This window comes from Pseudomonas sp. P4_C1, assembly GCF_056402155.1.
In genome coordinates this window covers 260,639-285,510 of record NZ_JBFUHY010000001.1, presented here as the reverse complement: position 1 = coordinate 285,510, position 24,872 = coordinate 260,639, and the positions used below count along the sequence as shown (strand labels likewise).

Below are 24,872 nucleotides of genomic sequence, written 5' to 3'. Positions count from 1 at the left end.
TTGTGGGAGCGAGCTTGCTCGCGATGCAGACACCTCGGTCTTTCAGGTGCACACCAACATGCATAGCCCCTGCGCCATCGTCCCGGTGTACAACCACGAAGACGCGATCACCACAGTGGTCGACGCCCTGATCGCCAGCCATCTGCCGTGCATTCTGGTGGACGATGCCAGCAGCCCGCGCTGCGCCCGGGTGCTGGATCGCCTGGCCCAGCGTGAAATGGTTTACCTGATTCGCCTCGCCGAAAACCAGGGAAAGGGTGGTGCGGTCATGACCGGCTTGCGCGAAGCTTCGCGTCTGGGTTTCAGCCATGCCTTGCAGGTGGATGCCGATGGCCAGCACGATTTGCAGGACATCAAACGCTTCATCGAACAATCACGCCGTCACCCACAAGCGGTGATTTGCGGTTATCCGCTATATGACGCCAGCGTGCCGAAAGGCCGTTTGTATGCACGCTACCTGACCCACGTCATGGTCTGGATCAACACCTTGTCGTTGCAGATTCGCGACTCCATGTGCGGATTCCGGGTTTACCCGTTACCGCCAGTCCTGGCGTTGATCGAGTCAGCGAAAATCGGCAAGCGCATGGACTTCGACTCGGACATCCTGGTGCGCCTGGCCTGGCGCAATCAGCCGATGCAATGGCTGCAAACCAAAGTCCACTACCCGCTGGACGGCGTTTCGCATTTTCGGATGTTCCACGACAACGTGCTGATTTCCAGCATGCACACGCGGCTGTTCTTCGGCATGTTGCTGCGGGCGCCAGTGATCCTCTGGCGACGGTGGCGGGCATGAGCGCAGACAAGCAACACTGGGCCGACCGCGAAGAACGGGGCAGTTTCTGGCTGATGAAACTCACCGCGTTCGGCGCCAAAGTGCTGGGCCGTCGAGTACTGAGCCCAGTGTTGTACGGCATCGTCCTGTACTTTTTCCTGTTCGGTCGCAGCGCCCGACACAGTGCCTGGCAATACCAGCAACGCCTGACTGACTGGAGCGGTCGCAGCGAATTGCGTCCGAGCCATTGGCGCGTATTCGGCCAGTTCATGGCCTTCGCTGATTCCATGCTCGACAAACTCGACGTATGGAACGGCAAGTTGAGCATCGAACAAATCGAAATCATCGACCCGGCGCTGCTGCGTGACCAGTTGCGTGGTGCCCGCGGGCAGATGCTGGTGGGCGCGCACCTGGGCAATCTGGAAGTCTGCCGCGCACTGGCGGAAATCGGCGAGAAGGTCACGATGAACGTGCTGGTCCACACCAAGCACGCTGAACAGTTCAACCGTTTGCTGGGTGAGGCCGGGGCGACCAATTTGCGCCTGATTCAGGTCAGCGAACTGGACCCCGGGATCATGCTGCAACTGAGCGAGCGCCTGGAACGCGGCGAGTGGCTGGCAATTGCTGGCGACCGCGTGCCGCTGCATGGCGGACGCTGCGCGACCGTGGACTTCCTCGGTCATCCGGCCAGGTTCCCCCAGGGCCCGTGGCTGCTGGCCGGCCTGTTGAAATGCCCGGTCAACCTGCTGCTGTGCCTGAAAAAGCCCGACGGCGATTATCGACTGACCATTGAGCCGTTCGCTGAGGCAATCACCTGGAAGCGCAGCGACCGCGAGCAGGTCATTCATCAGTGGGCCTCCCGCTACGCCGAACGCTTGGGTCACTATTGCCTCGAAGCGCCCCAACAATGGTTCAACTTTTACCCTTTCTGGAAGACCGATGACGACGCCAACGCTTGAGCCGGTAACCTTCGGCGAACGCCCTTTGCGCATTGAAGACGTGCTGGCCCTGGCCAACCGCAAGGTGCCGACGCAGTTGCAAAGCGATCCCGCCTACCGCGAGCGCATCGCCAAGGGCGCGCGTTTTCTGGACTCGCTGCTGGACAAGGAAGGCGTGATCTACGGCGTGACCACCGGTTATGGCGACTCTTGCGTGGTCGCGGTGCCACTGCATCACGTCGAGGCGCTGCCCCGTCATCTGTACACCTTCCACGGCTGTGGCCTGGGCAAACTGCTCGACGCCCAGGCCACCCGCGCGGTACTGGCGGCGCGCTTACAGTCGTTGTGCCACGGTGTGTCCGGGGTGCGCGTGGAGCTGCTGGAGCGCCTGCAGGCGTTCCTTGAACACGACATCCTGCCGCTGATTCCGGAAGAAGGCTCGGTGGGCGCCAGCGGTGACCTGACGCCGCTGTCGTACGTTGCCGCCACGCTGTCCGGCGAACGCGAGGTGATGTTCCGAGGCGAGCGCCGGCAGGCCGCCGATGTGCACCGCGAACTCGGCTGGCAGCCTCTGGTGTTGCGTCCAAAAGAAGCCCTGGCGCTGATGAACGGCACCGCTGTGATGACCGGTCTGGCCTGCCTGGCCTACGCCCGCGCCGATTACCTGCTGCAACTGGCCACGCGCATCACCGCGCTGAACGTGGTCGCCCTGCAAGGCAACCCGGAGCACTTCGACGAGCGCCTGTTCGCCGCCAAGCCGCATCCGGGGCAGATGCAGGTCGCTGCGTGGTTGCGCCAGGATCTGGCCATCGACGCGCCGACCGCGCCACTGCATCGCCTGCAAGACCGCTATTCCCTGCGCTGCGCGCCCCATGTGCTGGGCGTGCTGGCCGACAGCCTGAACTGGCTGCGCTCGTTCATCGAGATCGAGCTCAATAGCGCCAACGACAACCCGATCATCGACGCCGAGGCCGAGCGCGTGCTACACGGCGGGCACTTCTACGGCGGGCACATCGCGTTCGCCATGGACAGCCTGAAGAACCTCGTGGCCAACGTCGCCGACCTGCTGGACCGGCAACTCGCGCTGCTGGTGGATGAGCGCTACAACCATGGCTTGCCGAGCAACCTGTCCGGAGCCACGGCCGACCGCGCCATGCTCAACCACGGCTTCAAGGCGGTGCAGATCGGCACCAGTGCCTGGACCGCCGAAGCGCTGAAGAACACCATGCCGGCCAGCGTCTTCTCGCGCTCCACCGAATGCCACAACCAGGACAAGGTCAGCATGGGCACCATCGCCGCCCGCGATGCCATCCGCGTTCTGGAGCTCACCGAACAGGTGGCCGCCGCCACGCTGCTGGCGGCCAATCAGGGTGTCTGGCTGCGTGGCCAGGCCAAAGATGCACGACCCCTGCCACCCGCTTTGGCCGTCATGCATGAAGCCTTGGCCAAGGACTTCCCGCCGGTCATCGAAGACCGCGCGCTGGAAGGCGAATTACGCCTGTGCCTGCAACGCATCGCCGAACAACACTGGAGGCTGCATGCGTAGCAAGGGATTCCTGCACACCGACACGGAAATCGTCGTACCGTTCTTTGACGTCGACAGCATGCACGTGGTCTGGCACGGCCATTACGTCAAATACCTGGAAGTCGCCCGCTGTGCGCTGCTGGACAGGATCGGCCACAACTACACGGCGATGAACGAATCCGGCTACGCGTGGCCGGTGATCGACCTGCAATTGCGCTACGTGCGCGGCGCGGTGTTCGGCCAGAAACTCAACGTGCGCGCCAACCTGGTGGAGTGGGAGAACCGCTTGAAGATCAATTACCTGATCAGCGATCTGCAAACCGGTGAACGTTTGACCCGGGCCATGTCGGTACAGGTCGCCGTCGACCTCGTCAGCCGCGAGATGCAGTTGGCCTCGCCGAAAGTGCTCACCGACGCCGTAGAGAGAGCTCTGCGATGATTTTCTGCCCCTCCCGCTCCCCTGTAGGAGCGAGCCTGCTCGCGATGGTCGTTAACGATGACACTGGGCACCTGACAGTCCGCGGCGCCCTCAGGTTTTTCGCGAGCAGGCTCGCTCCTACAGTGTTCTGCGTGTTACTAGGCATTCCAGGGCTGGCCAACGCCTTCGACCTGCAACAACTCAGCGATCAACTGGCCAAACCTGATGTCATCCACGGCAGTTTCACCCAGGAAAAACACCTGCGCGCCCTGCCCCAGCCGCTGACCAGCAAGGGCACGTTCGTGCTGGCAAAAAACCACGGCTTGTTGTGGCTGCTCAAAACACCACTGCAACAGGACTATCGCATCACCGCCAAAGGCATTGCCCGGCGTGACGGCATTGTCTGGCAAATGCTGCCGGGCAAAAGCGCCGGTGCCGAGCAGAACCGTTTGTTCCTGGCCGTGCTGCAAGGTGACAGCAGTGGCCTGCAACGGGATTTCGAGTTGTCCCTGAGCGGCGACGCGCAGAACTGGAAGCTCACGCTGCTGCCGCGCTCGATGCTGCTCAAGCAGGTGTTCAACCAGATCAACATTGCCGGCGCAGAGCTGGTGCACAGCATCGAACTGCTCGAAACCCAGGGCGACAGTACATTATTGCGCATGCAGGACAGCACCAGCACCCAACCATTGAGCGACGCGGAGCAGCATGACTTTGCCGAGTGAACGCTGGTTGCCACGGCTGTTTCTGATCCTGCTGCTGGCAGTACTTGCGCTCGCCGGTTGGCAATGGCGTGACGCCGCGCCACTGTCAGCCAACCTGATGGAACTGGTGCCCGGCACGGCGCCCGATGCCCTGGAACTGCGCGCCGAACAACGCATGCAGGAACCGCTGAACCGCGAAATGCTGGTGCTGGTCGGCCACACCGATCGCCAGCAGGCCGTCGCCATGGCGCAGACCCTCGGCGAGCAATGGCAGGCCAGCGGACTGTTCGAAAAGGTCCAGTGGACCCTGCAAGCCGACTTGCCAGCGCTGCGCACGCAGTTGCTGCAAGGTCGCCTGGCGATGCTCCAGGCGGCAGACCGACAACTGCTTATCGAGCACCCCGACACCTTTATCCAGCAACGGGTGCAGGCGTTGTTCGACCCGTTCAACGGTTACAGCCTGGTGCCGAGCCAGGATGACTGGCTGGGCCTGACCGGGCGCATCCAGAACAGCCAACCGCAACGTGGTTCGGTGCAACTGGACATCGGCAGCGGCGCCCTGGTCGCCGATGCCGACGGCAAGAGCTGGGTCCTGCTGCGCGCACGCACCACCGGCAACGCCTTCGACATGAACCTGCCGCTGCAAGTGGCCGACCTGCTCAAGCACAGCCGCGAAGAAGCCGCCCGGCACGACGTGCAACTGCTCGCCGCCAGCGGCCTGTTGTACGCAGCCAGCGGGCAACAGCAGGCTGCCCGGGAGATGACCTGGGTCGGCGGCGGTGCCACCGTGGGGATTTTGTTGCTGCTGCTGTTGGCTTTCCGGCGCTGGCGCGTCTTGCTGGCGTTCGTGCCGGTGTTGGTCGGGATGCTCTTCGGTGCGGTGGCCTGTGTGGCGTTGTTCGGCCATATGCACGTGATGACGCTGGTGCTGGGCTCGAGCCTGATCGGTGTCGCGGTCGATTACCCGTTGCACTACCTGTCCAAGAGCTGGAGCCTGAAACCCTGGCACAGCTGGCCTGCCCTGCGCATGACCTTGCCCGGATTGACCCTGAGCCTGATCACCAGCGGCATCGGTTATCTGGCCCTGGCCTGGACCCCCTTCCCGGCGCTGACCCAGATTGCCGCATTCTCTGCCGCCGGTTTGCTCGGCGCTTACTTGTCCGCCGTGTGCCTGCTGCCGGCATTGCTCAAGGGCGTAGACCTGCGCCCGGCGCAATGGCCATTGCGCGTTTGCGAGATTTTGCTGGGCTGTCGTGAAGCCCTGCTCAAACAGCTGAAAACACCTGTCTTGCTGGCGTTGCTGATCGCCTTTTGCGTGGCCGGCCTGTTGCAACTGGGCAGCAAAAACGACATCCGCCAGTGGATCAGCGCGCCGCAACAATTGACCGACGAAGCCCGGACCATTGCCCGGATTACCGGCTATCAACCCACCAGCCAGTTCTTCCTGATACGTGCCGCCAATCAGCAGCAGTTGCTCGAACGCCAGACAGCCCTGAGAGAGCGACTGGATCAATTGATTGGCCTGGAAAAGCTCCAGGGTTATCTGTCGCTCAATCAACTGGTCAGCCCGCCGAACGAACAGCAACAGGTGCGCGCAGCATTGAGCAAACTGCCGTCGTTCTGGCAACCGTTGCTCGACATCGGCATACCGGCCGAAGCGCTGCAAGCCGAGCTGACGAAGCTACAGGCACTGCCGACCGTGGACATCGACGCAGCGCTCAGCGGCCCGTTGGCAGAACCCTACCGGCCCCTGTGGCTGGGGCCGACCGATGACGGCGTGGCAGCGATGGTCAGCCTGCAAGGCATCAACAACCCGGCCCTGCTGCGGCTCCAGGGTGAGGATTTACCCGGCGTGACACTGGTAGATCGACTGGATGAATTGAACCACGTCTTCGCGGCCACCCAAATCAGTGCCGCAGAACTGAAACTCGCCTCCTGCGTGCTGATCGTGCTGGTGCTGATCCTGCCATTCGGCCTCGGCGGTGCGTTGCGTATCGTGTCCCTACCCCTGCTGGCGGCGTTGTGCAGCCTGGCCAGCCTCGGCTGGCTGGGGCAGCCGTTGACCCTGTTCAGTCTGTTCGGCCTGCTGCTGGTGACGGCGATCAGCGTCGATTACGCAATCCTGATGCGCGAACAGGTCGGCGGTGCGGCCGTGAGCTTGCTGGGCACCCTGCTGGCGGCATTGACCACATGGTTGTCATTCGGCCTGCTGGCGGTGTCGAGCACTCCGGCGGTGAGCAATTTCGGATTGTCGGTAAGCCTGGGCCTGATCTTCAGCTTCCTGCTCGCGCCTTGGGCCGGTCGACAGGTACATGGGGCTGCGGCCGTGGAACGGGCAGCGTGATGGTCGTGCTGTTCTGGGCAATGGCGCTGGCATTATTCGCGGTGGCGACCCGTGTCGGCCGGCATTTCGGCCTGATTCCCATCGTCAGCCAGTTGTTGCTGGCGACCCTCGGCCTGCCGCTGTTGATGTATTTCTGGATCGAGCCCCAATGGCAATTGAGCGGTGCGCTGCTGGTGTCGCCGGGCTGGCTGAAGAGCCTCTACAGCCTGAGCTTTGCCCTGTTGCTGGGCTACATCCTCAGCGATGTGATCGACCTGCAACTGGATCGCCAAAGCCTGAAAATCGCCCTGCCCAGCTTTTGCCTTCCGTTTGCCTGCGGCCTGGCCACGGCGGTCTGGTTGTTGCCGGCGCAACCGTGGATCAGCTCGCTGGCCGTCGGCCTGTTGTTCGCCATCACCGCGATTCCGGTGTTGTACCTGTACCTGCGGCACATCGATTACCCGCCCGCCGCCACCCGGCGACTGGTGCAAACCGCGATCCTCATCGATCTCGCCTGCTGGACGCTGTTCGGCATCGCCCAAGGCAGCCTGCACCTGAGCAGCCTGTTGCTGCCCCTGGCCGGCGCCTGCCTGCCGGTGCTACTGCGGCTGCTCGGTTTGCGCCAGACATGGCTTTACAGCCTGTGCTTTTTCGCCCTGCTGGTCGTCGCCGAGCACTACAAGCTCAATGCGCTGATTTTCGGCATCGGCTATGTGTTGATCATGGCCGCGTTGAAAGCACCGCTGGTGCTGCCGTTGCCGGCCTTGTGGATGAGCCGCCTGCAGACGTACATCGCCATCCCGCTGATCCTCACGTTCGGCATTGTGCAGATCAACGTGCACAACGCGATCGACAGCCTCGGCTGGATGCAATTGGCGGCCCTGCTGCTGTTGCCGATGCTAAGCAAACTGCTGGGTAACTGGCTCGGCCTCGGCTGGGCCGGGGCCTCGTTCCAGGGCGCCAGCCGCTGGCGCGAAAGTGTGCTGCTGAACATTCGTGGCTTGAGCGAAATCGTTTTTCTCAACCTGCTGCTGCAACAGCAACTCATCAGCCCACCGCTGTACTTTGCCCTGATGCTGATGGGCCTGATCGCCACACTGCTGCCAGCCTTGGCCGGCATGCACCGAATCCCCCTGAAAACCGCTGTCCCGGCAAGGAGCCCCCATGCCAATCGTTGAAATGGAATGTCGCCAGGTCGTGGTGATCGGCGCCGGCCCTTCCGGTGCCATCGCCGCCGCGTTGCTCAAGCGCAAGGGACACGATGTGCTGATGATCGAGCGTCAGCATTTCCCACGGTTTTCCATCGGTGAAAGCCTGTTGGCCCATTGCCTGGACTTCGTCGAGGAAGCGGGCATGCTCGACGCCGTCAACGCGGCCGGCTTCCAGCTGAAAACCGGTGCCGCCTTTGCCTGGGGCGAGCGTTACAGCGCGTTCGATTTCGGCGATACGTTCAGCCACGGCAAATCGACGACGTTTCAGGTCCAGCGCGCCGATTTCGATAAGCTGCTGGCCGATCAGGCCGCGCTGCAAGGCGTGGAGATCCGCTATGGCGAAACCATCGTCAGCGTCGACATTGCCCCTGGAAAACCGCAGCTCGGCGTGCGCCGCGAAGACGGTAGCGAGTACCGCGTCGAAGCCGATTTCCTGCTCGATGCCAGTGGTTACGGCCGCGTACTGCCGCGCTTGCTCGACCTCGAGGCGCCGTCGAACTTCCCGGTGCGTCAGGCCGTGTTCACGCACGTCGAAGACCGTATCGACCTCCCGGCCTTCGACCGCAGCAAGATCCTGGTCACCACTCATCCGACCCAGCGCGACGTGTGGTTCTGGACCATCCCGTTCAGCAACGGGCGCTGCTCGGTCGGCGTGGTCGCCGCCGAGGAACGTTTCGCCGGCCGCAGCGACAATCTGGACGAGTGCCTGCGCGGCTTTATCGCCGAGACGCCAAGCCTGGCCAGCGTGTTGCAAAATGCGCAGTGGGACACCGAGGCGCGAACCATTGGCGGTTACTCGGCCAATGTCAAAACCTTGCACGGCCCGGGCTTCGCGCTGCTGGGCAATGCCGCGGAATTCCTCGACCCGGTGTTTTCCTCCGGCGTGACCATCGCCATGCGTTCGGCGAGCATGGCCGCCGGGGTCTTGCACCGTCAGCTGCAAGGCGAAGCCGTCGACTGGCAAACCGAGTTCGCCGAGCCGCTCAAGCGCGGCGTCGACACATTCCGTTGCTACGTCGAAGGCTGGTATGCCGGGACCTTCCAGGATGTGATTTTCCATGAGAGTAGTTCGCCGGAAATCCGCGGGATGATCAGCTCCATTCTTGCCGGATACGCCTGGGATCAACGCAATCCGTTCGTCAGCGAAGCCAGGCGCCGTTTGAAGGTGATTTCGGAATTCTGTGCGAAGGCTGCGTCATGAACTACTTGAGCGACAAATACGTCGAAGAAACCCGTTTCGGTTTGTGGTTCCTGCGTAGCCAGATCTGGCAACACTATGTGCTGCGGTTGGCGATCGACGATTTGCGTAACCTGTTCAGCGAAGCGCTGCCTGTCAGCCCGGTGCTGCTGGATGCCGGTTGCGGCCAGGGCAAGTCGTTCCCGCTGCTGCGCCAGGCCTTTGCGCCCGGTCGTCTGATGGGCGTCGATGCTGATCCCCACAGCCTGGAACAGAGCCGCGCAGAAGCGGCCCGCCAGGGCATGGAAGTGGAGTTGATCGGCGGCGACTGCGCCAGCCTGAACCTGCCGGACGCCAGTATCGACCTGCTGTTCTGCCACCAGACCTTCCATCATCTGGTGGAGCAGGAACAGGCACTGGCCGAGTTTTACCGTGTACTCAAACCCGGCGGTTATCTGCTGTTCGCCGAATCCACCGAGGCTTACATTGATACCTGGGTGATCCGCTGGTTGTTCCGCCACCCCATGCACGTGCAGAAAAGCGCCGCGCAGTATCTGCAAATGATTCGCCAGCAGGGTTTCGAATTTACCGAGAAAAACGTGTCTTATCCGTACCTGTGGTGGAGTCGCGCCAAGGATTTCGGCCTGCTCGAACTATTGGGTGTGTGCAAGCCAAAACCCTTTGGCCAACGGGAAGAAACCCTGGTCAATGTGGTGGCGCACAAACCTTTTGAAGGAACTGTGTGATGTTGATTACCAACCGCTTGAAATACCAAACCTGTGGGAGCGACGGTGCGACGATTCGACTTGCTCGCGATAGCGGTGGATCAGTCAACACTTATGCTGAATGTATCGCCGCCATCGCGAGCAGGCTCGCTCCTACAGGGGTTATCGGTGCTATGCGATTTCTGTTAATCGCCGCAACCCTGCTGCTGAGCGCCTGCACCAGCCGGGCGCCATTGCCCGAGCACAATCCGGATCTGCCGTTGCCGCTGCAACTGCACATCCAGCGCTGGCAGGCCGACGAACGCCAGGACTGGATACTGGTGATCCAGCGTGAAGAGCCTGGCATCCGCTGGTCGATGATGGACCTGTTGGGCATTCCCCAGGCCCGCCAGAAATTGATCGACAAAACCTGGGAGTCCGATGGTTTCCTGCCGCCCAATCCGCAAGCCCGGGAGCTCTTCGCAGCGCTGCTGTTTGCACTGACGCCGCAAGATGAACTGGCGGCCAACTATCCCGGTGCCTGGCAGCACGGCAAACAACGGTCCCTGCCCGAGCGCTGGGACATCCGCTACGCACAACCGCAGAACTTTGAATTGCAGCTTGCGAACGGTCCGACCTATCAAGTCACGCCCCTGAGCGGTGAAACGCCATGACGGCATACCTCAATGCCCTCGGATTGGTCTGCGCGTTGGGCCGCGAGAAGCAGGAAGTTGCCCGCAACCTGTTTGCCGGCGACTGCGGCGGCATGCGCGAACAAGCCGGGTGGGTGCCGCAACGCACGCTGCCGGTCGGTGCGGTCCAAGGCAAACTGGCAACCATTCCAGCCGACATGTCGCACCATCACAGTCGCAACAATCAGTTGTTGCTGGAAGCCACGCTGCAAATCCGTCCGGACATCGACAGCGCGATCCAGACCTACGGCCGCGACCGCATCGGTGTCGTGCTGGGCACCAGCACCTCGGGCATCGACGAAGCCAGCCAGGGCCTGGCGCATTACCTGCGAGAAAAGCAGTTCCCTTCCGACTACGACTATCAGCAACAGGAACTCGGAGCACCGGCGAACTTCCTCGCCGAATGGCTGCAATTGAGCGGGCCGGCCTATGTCATTTCCACAGCCTGCACTTCCAGCGCCCGAGCCTTGATGAGCGCCCAGCGCCTGTTGGATCTGGGCATTTGCGACGCGGTGCTGTGTGGCGGTGTCGATACCTTGTGCAAGCTGACCCTCAACGGTTTCTCGGCGCTGGAAGCGGTCTCGGAACAACGCTGCAATCCGTTTTCGGTGAACCGCAATGGCATCAACATTGGCGAAGCGGCGGTGCTGTTCCTGATGACCAAGCGTGCAGGCGACAGCCAAGCGATTGCCTTGCTCGGCAGCGGCGCCAGTTCCGATGCGCATCACATATCCGCTCCGGAACCGAGCGGGCGTGGCGCCCTGCAAGCCATGCGCAAAGCCTTGGGCCGCGCCAACCTGCAACCGGAGCAGATCGCTTATCTGAACCTGCACGGCACCGCCACCCAGCACAACGACGCCATGGAAAGCCAGGCCGTGGCGACGCTGTTCCCGGCCGGCGTGCCCTGTTCGTCGAGCAAACCCATGACCGGCCACACCCTCGGTGCAGCCGGGGCGCTGGAGGCAGCGTTCTGCTGGTTGAGCCTGAGCCCGGACAATCGCACGCACGCCCTGCCGCCGCACGTCTGGGACGGGCAGCCCGACCCCGAACTGCCACCGCTGCAATGGGTGACCCCGGCCACTCGCCTGACGTCCATTGCACCCCGCTACCTGATGAGCAACTCCTTTGCCTTCGGTGGCAACAACGTCAGCCTGATTATCGGAGACGCCCCATGATTGACTGGCCGCTCGCCGAACTGCTGCCCCACGCTGGCGATATGATCCTTATCGACCGGATCCTGGCGTTCGATGAAGAGCAGATTCACACCCGCCTGACCGTCAAGCCCGATGGCCTGTTCAACCTCCCCGACGGCAGCCTGCCGGCCTGGGTCGGCATCGAACTTATGGCCCAGAGCGTGGCCGCCTTCGCCGGTTGCCATGCGCGTCAGCGTGGTGATGCGGTGGAATTGGGCTTCCTGCTCGGCAGCCGCAAATTCGAATGCAACGTTGAAAGTTTTCCGGCCGGTACCGAGTTGACCATCCACGGGATTCGCTCCCTGGAAGACGATAACGGCATGGGCGTGTTCGAGTGCCACATCAACGCTCCCGGCATTCACGTCACCGCCCGTCTGAACGTGTACCGCCCACCCCAGGCCGCTCAATATCTCCATGAACCCGAAGGAGTCCAGTCATGACTGAATCCGTACTGGTCACCGGTTCCAGCCGTGGCATCGGCCGCGCCATCGCCTTGCGCCTGGCCCAGGCCGGGCGCGACATCGTGTTGCATTGCCGCAGCGGCCTGGCCGACGCCGAAGCCGTCAAGGGTGAAGTCGAGGCCTTGGGACGTCGTGCGCGCATCCTGCAGTTCGACGTGTCCGACCGCGCCCGCTGCAAGGAAATTCTCGAAGCCGACGTGGAAACCCACGGCGCCTATTACGGCGTGGTACTCAATGCCGGCCTGACCCGCGACGGTGCCTTTCCGGCCCTGAGCGAGGAAGACTGGGATGTGGTGATGCGCACCAACCTCGACGGTTTCTACAACGTGCTGCACCCGGTGATGATGCCGATGATTCGGCGTCGCGCCGCCGGACGGATTGTCTGCATCACCTCGGTGTCGGGGCTGATCGGCAACCGTGGCCAGGTCAACTACAGCGCCTCCAAGGCCGGGTTGATCGGCGCGGCCAAGGCATTGGCGATTGAACTGGGCAAGCGCAAAATCACCGTCAACTGTGTCGCCCCCGGTCTGATCGACACAGCCATGCTCGACGAAAACGTGCCGGTGGAAGAACTGATGAAAATGATCCCGGCACAACGCATGGGCACTCCTGAAGAGGTGGCCGGCGCGGTGAATTTCCTGATGTCGGCGGAAGCCTCGTACATCACCCGGCAGGTTCTGGCCGTCAATGGAGGCCTGTGCTGATGAAGCGCGTCGTCGTCACCGGCATGGCCGGCATCACCTCACTGGGCAGCGACTGGAAGACCATCGCCGGCAACTTCGCGGCCAACCGCAGCGGCATTCGCCGGATGGACGAGTGGGATCGTTTTACCGAGCTCAACACGCGCCTGGCTGGCCCCATCGATGACTTCAAGGTGCCGAGCCACTGGACCCGCAAGCAACTGCGCAGCATGGGCCGGGTATCACGGCTGGCCGTCGGCGCGTCGGAACTGGCACTGGCCGACGCCGGCCTGTTGGGCGACGAATCGATCAAGGACGGGCGCATGGGCGTTGCCTGCGGTTCCTCCACCGGCAGCACCGACGAGATCAAGGCGTTCGGCAACATGCTGCTCAACTCGGTGGCCGAGGGGCTGAACGCCAACTCCTACGTCCGCATGATGCCGCACACCACGGCAGCCAATATCAGCATCTTCTTCGGCCTCACCGGTCGCCTGATCCCGACGTCCAGCGCCTGCACCAGCGGCAGCCAGGGCATCGGCTATGCCTACGAGGCGATCAAGTTCGGGCGCCTGCCACTGATGCTCGCCGGTGGTGCCGAAGAACTGTGCCCGACCGAAGCCATGGTCTTCGACGCGCTCTACGCCACCAGCCTGAAAAACGACACCCCACAACGCAGCCCGCGCCCTTACGACTCCGCACGCGACGGCCTGGTGATCGGCGAAGGCGGCGGCATGCTGGTGCTTGAGGAACTGGAACACGCCCTGGCCCGCGGCGCCCACATCCATGCCGAGATCGTCGGTTTCGGCAGCAACGCCGACGGCCAGCACACCACCCGTCCCGAGCAAGTCACCATGCGCCGGGCCATGGAACTGGCCCTGGAGGACGCCGGGCTGAAACCCTCGGACATCGGCTACGTCAATGGCCACGGCACCGCCACCGAGCAGGGCGACATCGCCGAAACCCTGGCCACCAGCAGCCTGTTCGGCGAACACATGCCGATCAGCTCGCAGAAAAGCTTCCTCGGCCACACCCTCGGCGCCTGCGGTGCGCTGGAGTCCTGGTTCAGCATCGAAATGATGAACCGTGACCTCTACGTGCACACCTTCAACCTCGACGAAGTCGACCCCCATTGCGGCAAGCTAGACTACCTGCGCGGCGAGTTTCGGCAGATGAGCAACCAGTATGTGATGAACAATAACTTTGCGTTTGGCGGGGTGAATACTTCGCTGATTTTCAAGCGCTGGCCGTAACAAGGCAATTTGAAGAATTACCGGTAAGCAATGAATAACCTGTGGCGAGGGAGCTTGCTCCCGCTGGGTCGCCTAGCGGCCCCAAAAGGCGACAGCTGCGCAGTCCAGCGGGAGCAAGCTCCCTCGCCACAATAGGTTTTTCTCAAACAGGTCGACTCTGCATCGACCTGTCTGGCTCTGCGATGGCTGGTTGCCCAGGATCCTCAAAGTCTCACAAGCCCCTTTCGGGAACGATCAGTTACCAGTGATTTACTAGCGCGACTCCAGGTTATCCAACACCCGGTTCACCGCCATTTCCCCCAGCATGATCGACTGCTGAATGCCCAGCAGGGTGTTGCTTTGCGCTCCGTTCAGACTCCTCGCAAAGTCGCTCGCCATGGCATTCGCAGATGCCAGTGACACACATGCGTACTCCAGCAGAGTGTGGTTGTCGACTTCAGGAGCGACGAGAAAGATTTTGCTGGGTTGGCGTGAGGTATCCGGATCGGTGTCCGACCGGTTTTTTGCTTTATTGGTCATGATTCAGTGCCCAGAAAAGAGGAGCCGACACCGAGTCGCTACGAATCAAAAGGGTGGCAGCTGTACGCAGGTTAGCAGACCGGGTTACATGAACCGGCGCACCCGAAGGCGCCCTGCGCACAGCGGCCGTCAAGAGCAGGTATGGAGATACCTGCCTTTCAGGAGCGCTAATACGCTACATGTAACTACGGGCTGCTAAACCCGATCACTGACCATCAGTGACACGAATCAAGTTAGCGATGGCCCTCACAGCGCACAAGCCGGCGGATTCTGGAGTAGTTGCAGGCAACGTCGCAAGGCGCTGTAGCCTTTGCGAAGGATTTCGGAAATGTCCTACGGCGGGTGGTGAAGCTTCCGGCAGGGTTGGTACATTCTCGCCCCAGACAGCTGGTCTTTTTGGTGTTCTCTCGGACGCCATCGCGAGCAAGCTCGCTCCCACAGGGTCCAGCGCTGTGAACACAATGCTCGCCACACCACCCACCCACTGTGGGAGCGAGCTTGCTCGCGATTGACTGCGCAGCAGTCACGCCTGCAACGGCTCAACCTTCCTCGTCAGCAGTTCGACAAACGCCCTCGCCATCGCCGACTTCTGATCCTTTCGCTGCACCAGCCACACCGCCGACACCGCCGCCGGATCGAGCAGCGAGCGGTAGACCACACCGTCGATGCGCATCCGCTGATAAGACGCCGGCAGCACCGATACACCAAGACCTGCGGCCACAAGCCCGATGATGGTCATCGCCTCTCCGGCCTCCTGGGCAAAGTGCGGGCTGAAGCCGGAGTCCCGGGCCAGGCTGAGCAGCTGCGCATACAGGCCACTACCGTAGCTGCGCGGAAAAAACACAAAGGGCTCAAGCGCCAGGGCTGACAGGAACAAGCCTTCCTCGCTGCCCTCGACCAACGGGTGCTTGGAGCTAAGCACCGCGACCAGCGGCTCGCGCATCAGCTCGACCACGCTGAGGCAGTCCGGCAACCCGAGTGGGCGCATGATGCCGACTTCGATCGACTCGTCCACCAGCGCATCGGCCACCTGGGTGCTGCTCATTTCCCGCAGGTTCAGGTGCACCGCCGGGAAGCGCTGGCGGAAAGAGAAAATCGCCTGGGGAATGGTCGAGTTGAACGGGGCCGACGAGGTGAAGCCGATTTTCAGCTCACCCAACTCGCCCAGTTGCGCCCGTCGCGCGACATCCGCCGCTTTGTCGACCTGCGCCAGCACCAGCCGTGCCTCTTGCAGAAACAGCCGACCGGCCTCGCTCAGCTCGACCCGACGATTGGTACGTTCGAACAGCCGTGCGCCGACTTCCTGTTCCAGCGCCTGAATTTGCTGGCTCAGCGGTGGCTGGGAGATGCCCAGTACCTGTGCGGCGCGGCCGAAGTGCAGTTCTTCGGCGACGGCGATGAAGTAGCGCAGGTGACGCAATTCCATGAAAACCCCATTAGGTCGTAAAAGCTATCAAACAGGTCGAACAATATATTGGATTGAATCATTAGCCAGCTATATGATTTTTTCATTGCCTGACCGGCTGCGCCCTCCGAGGTCCAACGTGAAAACTGCTGTCGCCCCACTCGCCCATGAAGTTCCTCCCGCAGCAGCGGACGCTATCGCCGCTGAGCGGGCGGAGATCTACATCGAAAAAGGCACGCCGGCGTTCATGCGCACGGTGCTGGCGTTGTTCTGCGGCGGCTTCGCGACCTTCGCCCTGCTCTACTGCGTGCAGCCGATGATGCCGCTGCTGTCCCACGAGTATTCCATCAACGCGGCGCAGAGCAGCCTGATCCTGTCTATCGCCACCGGTATGCTTGCCATCGGCCTGCTGATCACTGGCCCGATTTCCGACCGTATCGGGCGTAAACCAGTGATGGTGGCCGCACTGTTCGCCGCTGCGCTGTGCACCATGGCCAGTGCAATGATGCCGAGCTGGCACGGTGTGCTGCTGATGCGGGCGTTGATTGGATTGTCGTTGAGCGGTCTGGCCGCGGTTGCGATGACTTACCTGAGCGAAGAGATCCACCCACAGCACATCGGCCTCGCCATGGGCTTGTACATCGGTGGCAACGCGATTGGCGGGATGAGCGGACGCTTGATCACCGGGGTTTTGATCGACTTCGTCAGCTGGCACACGGCGATGCTGGTGATCGGTGGCCTGGCGCTGATCGCCGCGGCGGTGTTCTGGAAAATCCTCCCGGAATCGCGCAACTTCCGCGCCCGCTCGCTTCACCCGCGCAGCCTGCTCGACGGTTTCACCATGCACTTTCGCGACGCCGGCCTGCCCCTGCTGTTTCTTGAAGCCTTTGTGTTGATGGGCGCGTTCGTCACGCTGTTCAACTACATCGGCTATCGCCTGCTGGCCGCGCCGTACCACATGGAACAGGCCTTTGTCGGCTTGCTGTCGGTGGTGTACCTGTCGGGCATCTACAGCTCAGCGAAAATCGGCTCGCTGGCCGACAAACTCGGTCGCCGCAAAATGCTCTGGAGTACCATCGCGCTGATGATCGGTGGTCTCGCCTTGACGATGTTCACGCCGCTGCCGCTGGTGATCATTGGCATGCTGATCTTTACCTTCGGCTTCTTTGGCGCCCACTCGGTGGCCAGCAGCTGGATCGGCCGCCGCGCCACCACGGCCAAGGGGCAGGCATCGTCGCTGTACCTGTTCAGCTATTACGCCGGTGGGAGCATCGCCGGAACGGCAGGCGGCGTGTTCTGGCACCTGGGCGGCTGGAACGGGATCGGGTTGTTCATTGGCACGCTGCTGGTGATTGCGCTGCTGGTCGCGTTGAAGCTGGCGAAGTTGCCGTTGTTGAGTGATGCAAAGACCTGAGATAGCCTTTTTCTGCCAGCCACAAACCACTGTGGGAGCGAGCCTGCTCGCGATTGCGGAGTGTCAGCCAATACATTTTGCTGACTGATCCACCACTATCGCGAGCAGGCTCGCTCCCACATTTTGTACTGGGCGTTTTTTATCGGGCAGCGATCACTCGTGATATTGCGCCGACAATTCATGCACGGCACGCAGGAATGCACCAGCATGTTCCGGATCGACTTCAGGCGTAATGCCATGACCGAGGTTGAACACGTGGCCGCTGCCCTTGCCGTAGCTGGCCAGAATGCGCCCGACTTCAGCGCGAATCGCTTCCGGCTTGGCGTAGAGCACGGTCGGATCCATGTTGCCTTGCAGCGCGACCTTGTCGCCAACACGGGCACGGGCGTTGCCTATGTCGCAGGTCCAATCCAGACCCAACGCATCGGCGCCAGCCTCGGCAATGCTCTCCAGCCACAGGCCGCCATTCTTGGTGAACAGGATCACCGGCACCTTGCGACCTTCGTGCTCGCGGATCAGGCCGCTGACGATTTTGCGCATGTAGGCCAGGGAGAATTCCTGATACGCCGCAGCGGACAGGTTGCCGCCCCATGTGTCGAAGATCTGCACCGCTTGTGCACCGGCCATGATCTGGCCGTTGAGGTAGCCGGTGACCGACTGCGCGAGTTTATCCAGCAGCAGGTGCATGGCTTGCGGGTTGTCGTAGAGCATGGCCTTGGTCTTGCGGAAGTCTTTCGACGAGCCGCCTTCGACCATGTAGGTCGCCAGGGTCCATGGGCTACCGGAGAAACCGATCAACGGTACGCGGCCATTCAGTTCGCGGCGGATGGTGCTGACCGCGTCCATCACATAGCCCAGGTCTTTCTGTGGGTCAGGAATCGGCAGGGATTCGATGTCGGCCAGGGTGCTGACGACTTTCCTGAAGCGCGGACCTTCACCGGTTTCGAAGTACAGGCCCTGGCCCATGGCATCGGGGATGGTCAGGATGTCGGAAAAGAGGATCGCCGCATCCAGCTGTGGATAACGGTCGAGCGGCTGCATCGTGACTTCGCAAGCGAACGCCGGGTTCATGCACAGGCTCATGAAATCGCCGGCCTTGGCGCGGCTGGCGCGGTATTCAGGCAGGTAGCGACCGGCCTGACGCATCATCCACACGGGGGTGACGTCTACGGGTTGCTTGAGCAGGGCGCGCAGGAAACGGTCGTTCTTCAGGGCAGTCATGTCGGCATCCGGAAAAAAAGTGAGGGCATTTTCTCAGAGCCGGGCGCAAAAGGCACGGCAAGAGCGGAGGCTTTTGTCTTTCGGGTCAATTTGTCGCAATGAAATACAGAGTTTAGCAACACCGCGAAACAACTGTGGGAGCGAGCTTGCTCGCGATGGCGGCGTCACATTCAACATTTCTGTCGACTGGTCCACCGCTATCGCGAGCAAGCTCGCTCCCACAGGGGGTATTGCATTTGGCTCTGGATCGGGGGTTACACGCCCAGATAATCCAGGATCCCTTCCGCCGCATTGCGGCCTTCGAAGATCGCCGTTACCACCAGGTCGGAACCGCGCACCATGTCGCCACCGGCGAAGATTTTCGGGTTGCTGGTCTGGTGCTTGTACTGACCTTGTTCCGGCGCCACCACGCGGCCCTGGCTGTCGGTCTGGATCTCGAACTGTTCGAACCACGGCGCCGGGCTCGGGCGGAAACCGAAGGCGATGACCACGGCGTCGGCCGGGATGATCTCTTCGGAGCCCGGGATTGGCTCGGGGCTGCGACGGCCACGGGCGTCCGGTTCGCCGAGACGGGTCTCGACCACCTTCACACCTTCGACCTTGTCTTCACCAACGATGGCGATCGGCTGGCGGTTGTAGAGGAATTTCACGCCTTCTTCCTTGGCGTTCTTCACCTCTTTGCGCGAGCCCGGCATGTTCGCTTCGTCACGACGATAGGCACAGGTCACTGCCTTGGCGCCCTGGCGGATCGACGTACGGTTGCAGTCCATCGCCGTATCGCCACCGCCCAGCACCACAACCTTCTTGCCTTTCATGTCGACGAAGTCTTCCGGCGACTTTTCAAAGCCCAGGTTGCGGTTGACGTTGGCGATCAGGAAGTCCAGTGCGTCATGCACGCCCGGCAGGTCTTCCCCGGCAAAGCCGCCCTTCATGTAGGTGTAGGTGCCCATGCCCATGAAGACCGCATCGTATTCTTCGAGCAGTTGCTCCATGGTCACGTCCGTGCCTACCTCGGTGTTGAGGCGGAACTCGATACCCATGTCGGTGAAGACTTCGCGACGATTGCTCAGCACGGTCTTTTCCAGCTTGAACTCGGGGATGCCGAAGGTCAGCAGACCGCCGATTTCCGGGTTCTTGTCGAACACCACCGGGGTCACGCCGCCGCGCACCAGCACGTCGGCACAGCCCAGGCCTGCAGGCCCGGCACCGATGATCGCGACACGCTTGCCGGTCGGCTTGACCTTGGACATGTCCGGGCGCCAGCCCATGGCGAACGCGGTGTCGGTGATGTACTTCTCCACCGAACCGATGGTCACCGCGCCGAAACCGTCGTTGAGGGTGCAGGCACCCTCGCACAGACGATCCTGCGGGCACACCCGGCCGCAGACTTCCGGCAGGGTGTTGGTCTGGTGCGACAGCTCGGCGGCCTGGAGGATGTTGCCCTCGGCCACCAGCTTCAGCCAGTTGGGAATGAAGTTGTGCACCGGGCACTTCCACTCGCAATACGGGTTACCGCAACCCAGGCAGCGGTGGGCCTGGTCGGCCGACTGCTGGGGTTTGAAGGGTTCGTAGATTTCCACGAACTCTTTCTTGCGTTGACGCAACAGTTTCTTCTTCGGATCCTTGCGCCCGACCTCGATGAACTGGAAGTCATTATTCAGACGTTCAGCCATTTTAAAACCTCATCAAACTCTTCAGGCGCATATCACTGCGGATTGGCACGGGTGCTGGAAAGCAACGATTTCAGGTTGGCAGCCTTGGGCTTGACCAGCCAGAAACGGCGCAAGTAGTCATCGAGGTTTTCGGCGAGTTCACGACCCCACTCGCTATCTGTTTCCTCGACGTACTCGTTCAGCACGTTTTGCAGGTGGCTGCGGTAGGCTTCCATCGCCTCGCCGCTGATCCGCTGGATTTCCACCAGTTCGTGGTTGACCCGGTCAACGAAGCTGTTGTCCTGGTCGAGCACGTAGGCGAAACCGCCGGTCATGCCAGAGCCGAAGTTGTAACCGGTCTTGCCCAATACGCAGACGAAACCACCAGTCATGTACTCGCAGCAGTGATCGCCAGTGCCTTCCACCACAGTGTGGGCACCAGAGTTACGCACGGCAAAACGCTCGCCCGCGGTGCCGGCAGCGAACAGCTTGCCGCCAGTAGCACCGTACAGGCAGGTGTTGCCGATAATGGCACTGTCCTGGGTGCGGTAGACGCTGCCCTTGGGCGGAACGATCACCAGCTTGCCGCCGGTCATGCCCTTGCCGACGTAGTCGTTGGCGTCGCCTTCCAGGTACATGTTCAGGCCGCCAGCGTTCCACACGCCGAAACTTTGCCCGGCCGTGCCTTTGAAGCGGAACGTGATCGGCGCGTTGGCCATGCCCTGGTTGCCGTGCTTGCGCGCGATTTCGCCAGAGATGCGCGCACCGATGGAACGGTCGCAGTTGCAGATTTCCAGGTCGAACTCGGCACCGCTCAGGTCATTGATCGCCGAGGTGGCCATGGTGACCATTTTCTCGGCCAGCAGGCCCTTGTCGAACGGCGGGTTGCGTTCCACACCGCAGAACTGCGGTTTGTCCGCCGGCACGTGGTCGCTGCCCAGCAACGGAGTCAGGTCCAGGTGATGTTGCTTGGCGGTCTGTCCTTCGAGGACTTCCAGCAGATCGGTACGGCCGATCAGCTCTTCGAGGGAGCGCACGCCCAGCTTGGCCAGCCACTCACGGGTCTCGGTGGCGACGTAGGTGAAGAAATTCACCACCATGTCGACGGTACCGATGTAGTGATCCTTGCGCAGCTTCTCGTTCTGGGTCGCAACGCCGGTGGCGCAGTTGTTCAGGTGGCAGATGCGCAGGTATTTGCAGCCCAGAGCGATCATTGGCGCGGTGCCGAAGCCGAAGCTTTCAGCGCCGAGGATTGCCGCCTTGATCACGTCAAGGCCGGTTTTCAGGCCGCCGTCGGTCTGCACCCGGACTTTGCCGCGCAGGTCGTTGCCGCGCAGGGTCTGGTGGGTTTCGGCCAGGCCGAGTTCCCACGGAGCGCCCGCGTATTTGATCGAGGTCAGCGGCGATGCACCGGTGCCGCCGTCGTAGCCGGAGATGGTGATCAAGTCCGCATAGGCCTTGGCCACACCGGCAGCGATGGTGCCGACGCCCGCTTCTGCTACCAGCTTCACCGAGACCAGCGCCTGCGGGTTGACCTGTTTCAGGTCGAAAATCAGCTGCGACAAGTCTTCGATCGAATAGATGTCGTGGTGCGGCGGCGGCGAAATCAGGGTCACGCCCGGCACTGCATAACGCAGCTTGGCGATCAGACCGTTGACCTTGCCGCCTGGCAGTTGACCACCTTCGCCAGGCTTGGCGCCCTGGGCGACCTTGATCTGCAGCACTTCAGCGTTGACCAGGTACTCCGGGGTCACACCGAAACGGCCGGTGGCGACCTGCTTGATTTTCGAGCTCTTGATAGTGCCGTAGCGCGCCGGGTCTTCGCCGCCTTCGCCGGAGTTGGAACGCGCACCGAGGCGGTTCATGGCTTCGGCCAGGGCTTCGTGAGCTTCCGGCGACAGGGCGCCCAGGGAGATACCGGCGGAGTCGAAGCGCTTGAGCACCGATTCCAGCGGTTCGATTTCGCTCATATCCAACGGCGTGTCGAGGGTTTTGACTTTCAGCAGGTCGCGGATCATCGACACCGGGCGGTTGTCCACCAGCGACGTGTATTCCTTGAACTTGCTGTAGTCACCCTGCTGCACGGCGGCCTGCAGGGTGTTGACCACGTCCGGGTTGTACGCGTGATATTCGCCACCGTGGACGAACTTCAGCAAACCACCCTGCTGGATTGGCTTGCGCGGGCTCCAGGCTTCTGTGGCCAGGGCCTTCTGCTCAGCTTCGATGTCGACGAAACGCGCACCCTTGATGCGACTCGGTACGCCTCGGAAGCTCAGGCTGCAGACTTCCTCGGACAGGCCGATGGCCTCGAACAACTGCGCACCGCGGTACGAAGTGATGGTCGAGATGCCCATCTTCGACAGGATCTTGAGCAGCCCCTTGGTGATGCCTTTACGGTAGTTCTTGAACACCTCGTAGAGGTCGCCCAGCACTTCACCGGTACGGATCAGGTCGCCCAGCACTTCGTAAGCCAGGAACGGATAAACGGCGGAGGCGCCGAAACCGATCAACACGGCGAAGTGATGCGGATCGCGAGCGGTCGCGGTTTCCACCAGGATGTTGGAGTCGCAGCGCAGGCCTTTTTCGGTCAGGCGGTGGTGCACCGCGCCGGTCGCCAGGGATGCGTGGATCGGCAATTTGCCTGGAGCGATGTGACGGTCACTCAGTACGACCTGAGTGCGACCGGAGCGCACGGCTTCTTCAGCCTGATCGGCAACATTGCGGATTGCCGCTTCGAGACCGACGCTTTCGTCGTAGTTGAGATCGATGATCGCGCGCTCGAAGCCCGGACGATCGAGGTTCATCAGCGAGCGCCACTTGGCCGGGGAAATGACCGGCGAGCTGAGAATCACGCGCGAAGCGTGTTCCGGCGACTCCTGGAAAATGTTGCGCTCGGCACCGAGGCAGATTTCCAGCGACATGACGATGGCTTCACGCAGCGGGTCGATCGGCGGGTTGGTGACCTGCGCGAACTGCTGGCGGAAATAGTCGTACGGCGTGCGCACGCGCTGGGACAGCACGGCCATCGGCGTATCGTCGCCCATCGAGCCCACGGCTTCGTAGCCCTGTTCGCCGAGCGGACGCAGCACCTGGTCGCGCTCTTCGAACGTGATCTGGTACATCTTCATGTATTGCTTGAGCTGATCGACGTCGTAGAACGCTGAACCGTGGTCATTGTCTTCCATGGTCGCCTGGATGCGCAGGGCATTCTTGCGCAGCCATTGCTTGTACGGATGACGGGACTTGAGGCGGTTGTCGATGGCGTCGGTGTCGAGGATCTGACCGGTTTCGGTGTCCACGGCAAAGATCTGGCCAGGTCCCACACGGCCCTTGGCGATCACGTCTTCAGGCTGGTAGTTCCAGACACCGATTTCCGAGGCCAGAGTGATGAAGCCGTTCTTGGTGGTGACCCAACGCGCCGGACGCAGACCGTTACGGTCGAGCAGGCACACCGCGTAACGACCGTCGGTCATTACCACGCCGGCCGGGCCGTCCCACGGTTCCATGTGCATCGAGTTGTATTCGTAGAACGCACGCAGATCCGGGTCCATGGTCTCGACGTTCTGCCACGCCGGCGGAATGATCATCCGCACGCCACGGAACAGGTCGATGCCACCGGTGACCATCAGCTCCAGCATGTTGTCCATGCTCGAAGAGTCGGAACCCACGCGGTTGACCAGCGGGCCGAGTTCTTCCAGGTCCATCAGATCGTTGGTGAACTTGGTGCGACGGGCCACGGCCCAGTTGCGGTTGCCGGTGATGGTGTTGATCTCGCCGTTGTGCGCCAGGAAGCGGAACGGTTGGGCCAGCGGCCATTTCGGCAGGGTGTTGGTGGAGAAGCGCTGGTGGAACACGCAAATCGAGGTTTGCAGGCGCTCATCGCTCAGGTCCGGATAGAAGGCGGTCAAGTCCGCCGGCATCATCAGGCCTTTGTAAATGATGGTCTTGTGCGAAAAGCTGCAGACGTAGTGGTCGGTGTCAGCGGCGTTGGCCACAGACGAGCGACGACGGGAGGTGAACAGTTTGACGGCCATGTCCTGATCGCTCAGGCCTTCACCGCCGATGAACACTTGCTCGATCTGCGGCAGGCGCTCAAGGGCCAGGCGGCCGAGGACACTGGTGTCGATCGGCACTTTGCGCCAGCCGACGAGTTGCAGGCCGGCGGCAAGGATCTCGCGGTTCATGTTCTCGCGAGCGGCTTCGGCTTTGACCGGGTCCTGGTTGAAGAAAACCATGCCCACAGCGTATTGCTTGGGCATTTCGACGCCGAAGGTTTCCTGGGCGATGGCTCGCAGGAACACGTCCGGCTTTTGAATCAGCAGACCGCAACCGTCACCGGTCTTGCCGTCGGCATTAATCCCACCGCGGTGGGTCATGCAGGTCAGGGCCTCGATGGCCGTTTGCAAAAGGGTATGACTGGGCTCGCCCTGCATATGGGCTATCAGGCCGAAACCGCAGTTATCCTTGAATTCATCTGGTTGGTACAGACCTGCTTTCATAGACACTTTCTCACCAGGCTGCTTCTCGCGAAGCAAATTTCTTTTCAATTCAACCACTTGCCATCCACGCCGAACGTACGCCAGCTTTGCGGGGACAAAAGGGAGGTCATTGTACAC

The 24,872-nt window shown here is 61.8% G+C and carries 20 protein-coding genes; 15 read left to right on the top strand and 5 right to left on the bottom strand.

Annotated features, from left to right (window positions below):
- The first annotated feature begins 58 nt into the window (after positions 1–58).
- From AC1DU9_RS01280 to AC1DU9_RS01215, 14 genes are read left to right on the top strand one after another with little or no spacing between them, the layout of a single operon-like run.
- A complete protein-coding gene (locus tag AC1DU9_RS01280) occupies positions 59–793 on the top strand; it encodes a glycosyltransferase family 2 protein (protein WP_223457721.1) in 735 nt (244 codons plus the stop codon).
- Positions 790–1,731, top strand: a complete 942-nt coding sequence (locus AC1DU9_RS01275; RefSeq protein WP_223457723.1) for an LpxL/LpxP family acyltransferase — start codon at positions 790–792, stop codon at positions 1,729–1,731. The genes AC1DU9_RS01280 and AC1DU9_RS01275 overlap by 4 nt, the downstream gene beginning before the upstream one ends.
- Positions 1,712–3,256 carry an HAL/PAL/TAL family ammonia-lyase gene (locus AC1DU9_RS01270; protein ID WP_223457725.1) on the top strand — a complete coding sequence of 515 codons (1,545 nt, stop codon included), beginning with the start codon at positions 1,712–1,714 and terminating at the stop codon, positions 3,254–3,256. Before AC1DU9_RS01275 ends, AC1DU9_RS01270 begins: the two co-directional genes overlap by 20 nt.
- On the top strand, positions 3,249–3,674 hold the full coding sequence (locus tag AC1DU9_RS01265; RefSeq protein ID WP_223457727.1) for an acyl-CoA thioesterase: 426 nt from the start codon (positions 3,249–3,251) through the stop codon (positions 3,672–3,674). Before AC1DU9_RS01270 ends, AC1DU9_RS01265 begins: the two co-directional genes overlap by 8 nt.
- On the top strand, positions 3,671–4,375 hold the full coding sequence (locus AC1DU9_RS01260) for an outer membrane lipoprotein carrier protein LolA (protein ID WP_223457729.1): 705 nt from the start codon (positions 3,671–3,673) through the stop codon (positions 4,373–4,375). The genes AC1DU9_RS01265 and AC1DU9_RS01260 overlap by 4 nt, the downstream gene beginning before the upstream one ends.
- The gene (locus AC1DU9_RS01255) at positions 4,359–6,698 is read left to right on the top strand and encodes an MMPL family transporter (RefSeq protein WP_223457732.1); all 2,340 of its coding nucleotides are present in this window, start codon (positions 4,359–4,361) and stop codon (positions 6,696–6,698) included. Before AC1DU9_RS01260 ends, AC1DU9_RS01255 begins: the two co-directional genes overlap by 17 nt.
- Positions 6,698–7,855: a sodium:proton antiporter gene (locus tag AC1DU9_RS01250; RefSeq protein WP_223457905.1), complete on the top strand. Its 1,158-nt coding sequence runs from the start codon at positions 6,698–6,700 to the stop codon at positions 7,853–7,855. Before AC1DU9_RS01255 ends, AC1DU9_RS01250 begins: the two co-directional genes overlap by 1 nt.
- Positions 7,842–9,089, top strand: coding sequence for an NAD(P)/FAD-dependent oxidoreductase (locus AC1DU9_RS01245; RefSeq protein WP_457265686.1), 1,248 nt, complete (start codon positions 7,842–7,844; stop codon positions 9,087–9,089). Before AC1DU9_RS01250 ends, AC1DU9_RS01245 begins: the two co-directional genes overlap by 14 nt.
- Positions 9,086–9,811 carry a class I SAM-dependent methyltransferase gene (locus tag AC1DU9_RS01240; RefSeq protein WP_457265687.1) on the top strand — a complete coding sequence of 242 codons (726 nt, stop codon included), beginning with the start codon at positions 9,086–9,088 and terminating at the stop codon, positions 9,809–9,811. The genes AC1DU9_RS01245 and AC1DU9_RS01240 overlap by 4 nt, the downstream gene beginning before the upstream one ends.
- The gene (locus AC1DU9_RS01235) at positions 9,811–10,443 is read left to right on the top strand and encodes a hypothetical protein (RefSeq protein ID WP_457265688.1); all 633 of its coding nucleotides are present in this window, start codon (positions 9,811–9,813) and stop codon (positions 10,441–10,443) included. The genes AC1DU9_RS01240 and AC1DU9_RS01235 overlap by 1 nt, the downstream gene beginning before the upstream one ends.
- Positions 10,440–11,636 (top strand): beta-ketoacyl-[acyl-carrier-protein] synthase family protein, encoded by a 1,197-nt coding sequence (locus tag AC1DU9_RS01230; protein WP_457265689.1) that lies wholly within the window; start codon positions 10,440–10,442, stop codon positions 11,634–11,636. The genes AC1DU9_RS01235 and AC1DU9_RS01230 overlap by 4 nt, the downstream gene beginning before the upstream one ends.
- Positions 11,633–12,094 (top strand): hotdog family protein, encoded by a 462-nt coding sequence (locus AC1DU9_RS01225; RefSeq protein ID WP_457265690.1) that lies wholly within the window; start codon positions 11,633–11,635, stop codon positions 12,092–12,094. Before AC1DU9_RS01230 ends, AC1DU9_RS01225 begins: the two co-directional genes overlap by 4 nt.
- Complete coding sequence (fabG, locus tag AC1DU9_RS01220; protein WP_457265691.1) at positions 12,091–12,819, top strand: 3-oxoacyl-ACP reductase FabG; 729 nt, start codon at positions 12,091–12,093, stop codon at positions 12,817–12,819. Before AC1DU9_RS01225 ends, fabG begins: the two co-directional genes overlap by 4 nt.
- On the top strand, positions 12,819–14,045 hold the full coding sequence (locus AC1DU9_RS01215; protein WP_457265692.1) for a beta-ketoacyl-ACP synthase: 1,227 nt from the start codon (positions 12,819–12,821) through the stop codon (positions 14,043–14,045). Before fabG ends, AC1DU9_RS01215 begins: the two co-directional genes overlap by 1 nt.
- A gap of 252 nt (positions 14,046–14,297) precedes the next feature.
- Here the strand turns inward: AC1DU9_RS01215 and AC1DU9_RS01210 are convergent, their stop codons facing one another.
- Together AC1DU9_RS01210 and AC1DU9_RS01205 are read right to left on the bottom strand one after the other, a co-directional pair.
- Entirely contained in the window at positions 14,298–14,564 is a 267-nt protein-coding gene (locus tag AC1DU9_RS01210) for a DUF6124 family protein (RefSeq protein ID WP_223457747.1), read from the bottom strand.
- A 523-nt stretch (positions 14,565–15,087) separates the two neighbouring features.
- Entirely contained in the window at positions 15,088–15,990 is a 903-nt protein-coding gene (locus AC1DU9_RS01205; protein WP_223457749.1) for a LysR family transcriptional regulator, read from the bottom strand.
- Between the two features lie 118 nt (positions 15,991–16,108).
- Between AC1DU9_RS01205 and AC1DU9_RS01200 the strand changes: the two genes are divergently transcribed.
- Entirely contained in the window at positions 16,109–17,383 is a 1,275-nt protein-coding gene (locus tag AC1DU9_RS01200; protein ID WP_223457751.1) for an MFS transporter, read from the top strand.
- A gap of 153 nt (positions 17,384–17,536) precedes the next feature.
- Here AC1DU9_RS01200 and hemE read toward each other — a convergent pair whose 3' ends face one another.
- The 3 genes from hemE to gltB all read right to left on the bottom strand — a co-directional run bounded on the left by hemE (position 17,537) and on the right by gltB (position 24,755).
- Entirely contained in the window at positions 17,537–18,604 is a 1,068-nt protein-coding gene (gene hemE / locus AC1DU9_RS01195) for a uroporphyrinogen decarboxylase (protein ID WP_223457753.1), read from the bottom strand.
- 254 nt (positions 18,605–18,858) lie between these two features.
- A complete protein-coding gene (locus AC1DU9_RS01190) occupies positions 18,859–20,277 on the bottom strand; it encodes an FAD-dependent oxidoreductase (RefSeq protein WP_223457755.1) in 1,419 nt (472 codons plus the stop codon).
- 32 nt (positions 20,278–20,309) lie between these two features.
- Positions 20,310–24,755 (bottom strand): glutamate synthase large subunit, encoded by a 4,446-nt coding sequence (gene gltB, locus AC1DU9_RS01185; RefSeq protein ID WP_223457756.1) that lies wholly within the window; start codon positions 24,753–24,755, stop codon positions 20,310–20,312.
- Positions 24,756–24,872: the final 117 nt, after the last annotated feature.

Coding starts and splice junctions, on each gene's coding strand:
- AC1DU9_RS01280 (WP_223457721.1), top strand. CDS start 59: ATGCATAGCCCCTGCGCCATCGTCCCGGTGTACAACCACGAAGACGCG.
- AC1DU9_RS01275 (WP_223457723.1), top strand. CDS start 790: ATGAGCGCAGACAAGCAACACTGGGCCGACCGCGAAGAACGGGGCAGT.
- AC1DU9_RS01270 (WP_223457725.1), top strand. CDS start 1,712: ATGACGACGCCAACGCTTGAGCCGGTAACCTTCGGCGAACGCCCTTTG.
- AC1DU9_RS01265 (WP_223457727.1), top strand. CDS start 3,249: ATGCGTAGCAAGGGATTCCTGCACACCGACACGGAAATCGTCGTACCG.
- AC1DU9_RS01260 (WP_223457729.1), top strand. CDS start 3,671: ATGATTTTCTGCCCCTCCCGCTCCCCTGTAGGAGCGAGCCTGCTCGCG.
- AC1DU9_RS01255 (WP_223457732.1), top strand. CDS start 4,359: ATGACTTTGCCGAGTGAACGCTGGTTGCCACGGCTGTTTCTGATCCTG.
- AC1DU9_RS01250 (WP_223457905.1), top strand. CDS start 6,698: ATGGTCGTGCTGTTCTGGGCAATGGCGCTGGCATTATTCGCGGTGGCG.
- AC1DU9_RS01245 (WP_457265686.1), top strand. CDS start 7,842: ATGCCAATCGTTGAAATGGAATGTCGCCAGGTCGTGGTGATCGGCGCC.
- AC1DU9_RS01240 (WP_457265687.1), top strand. CDS start 9,086: ATGAACTACTTGAGCGACAAATACGTCGAAGAAACCCGTTTCGGTTTG.
- AC1DU9_RS01235 (WP_457265688.1), top strand. CDS start 9,811: ATGTTGATTACCAACCGCTTGAAATACCAAACCTGTGGGAGCGACGGT.
- AC1DU9_RS01230 (WP_457265689.1), top strand. CDS start 10,440: ATGACGGCATACCTCAATGCCCTCGGATTGGTCTGCGCGTTGGGCCGC.
- AC1DU9_RS01225 (WP_457265690.1), top strand. CDS start 11,633: ATGATTGACTGGCCGCTCGCCGAACTGCTGCCCCACGCTGGCGATATG.
- fabG (WP_457265691.1), top strand. CDS start 12,091: ATGACTGAATCCGTACTGGTCACCGGTTCCAGCCGTGGCATCGGCCGC.
- AC1DU9_RS01215 (WP_457265692.1), top strand. CDS start 12,819: ATGAAGCGCGTCGTCGTCACCGGCATGGCCGGCATCACCTCACTGGGC.
- AC1DU9_RS01210 (WP_223457747.1), bottom strand. CDS start 14,564: ATGACCAATAAAGCAAAAAACCGGTCGGACACCGATCCGGATACCTCA.
- AC1DU9_RS01205 (WP_223457749.1), bottom strand. CDS start 15,990: ATGGAATTGCGTCACCTGCGCTACTTCATCGCCGTCGCCGAAGAACTG.
- hemE (WP_223457753.1), bottom strand. CDS start 18,604: ATGACTGCCCTGAAGAACGACCGTTTCCTGCGCGCCCTGCTCAAGCAA.
- AC1DU9_RS01190 (WP_223457755.1), bottom strand. CDS start 20,277: ATGGCTGAACGTCTGAATAATGACTTCCAGTTCATCGAGGTCGGGCGC.
- gltB (WP_223457756.1), bottom strand. CDS start 24,755: ATGAAAGCAGGTCTGTACCAACCAGATGAATTCAAGGATAACTGCGGT.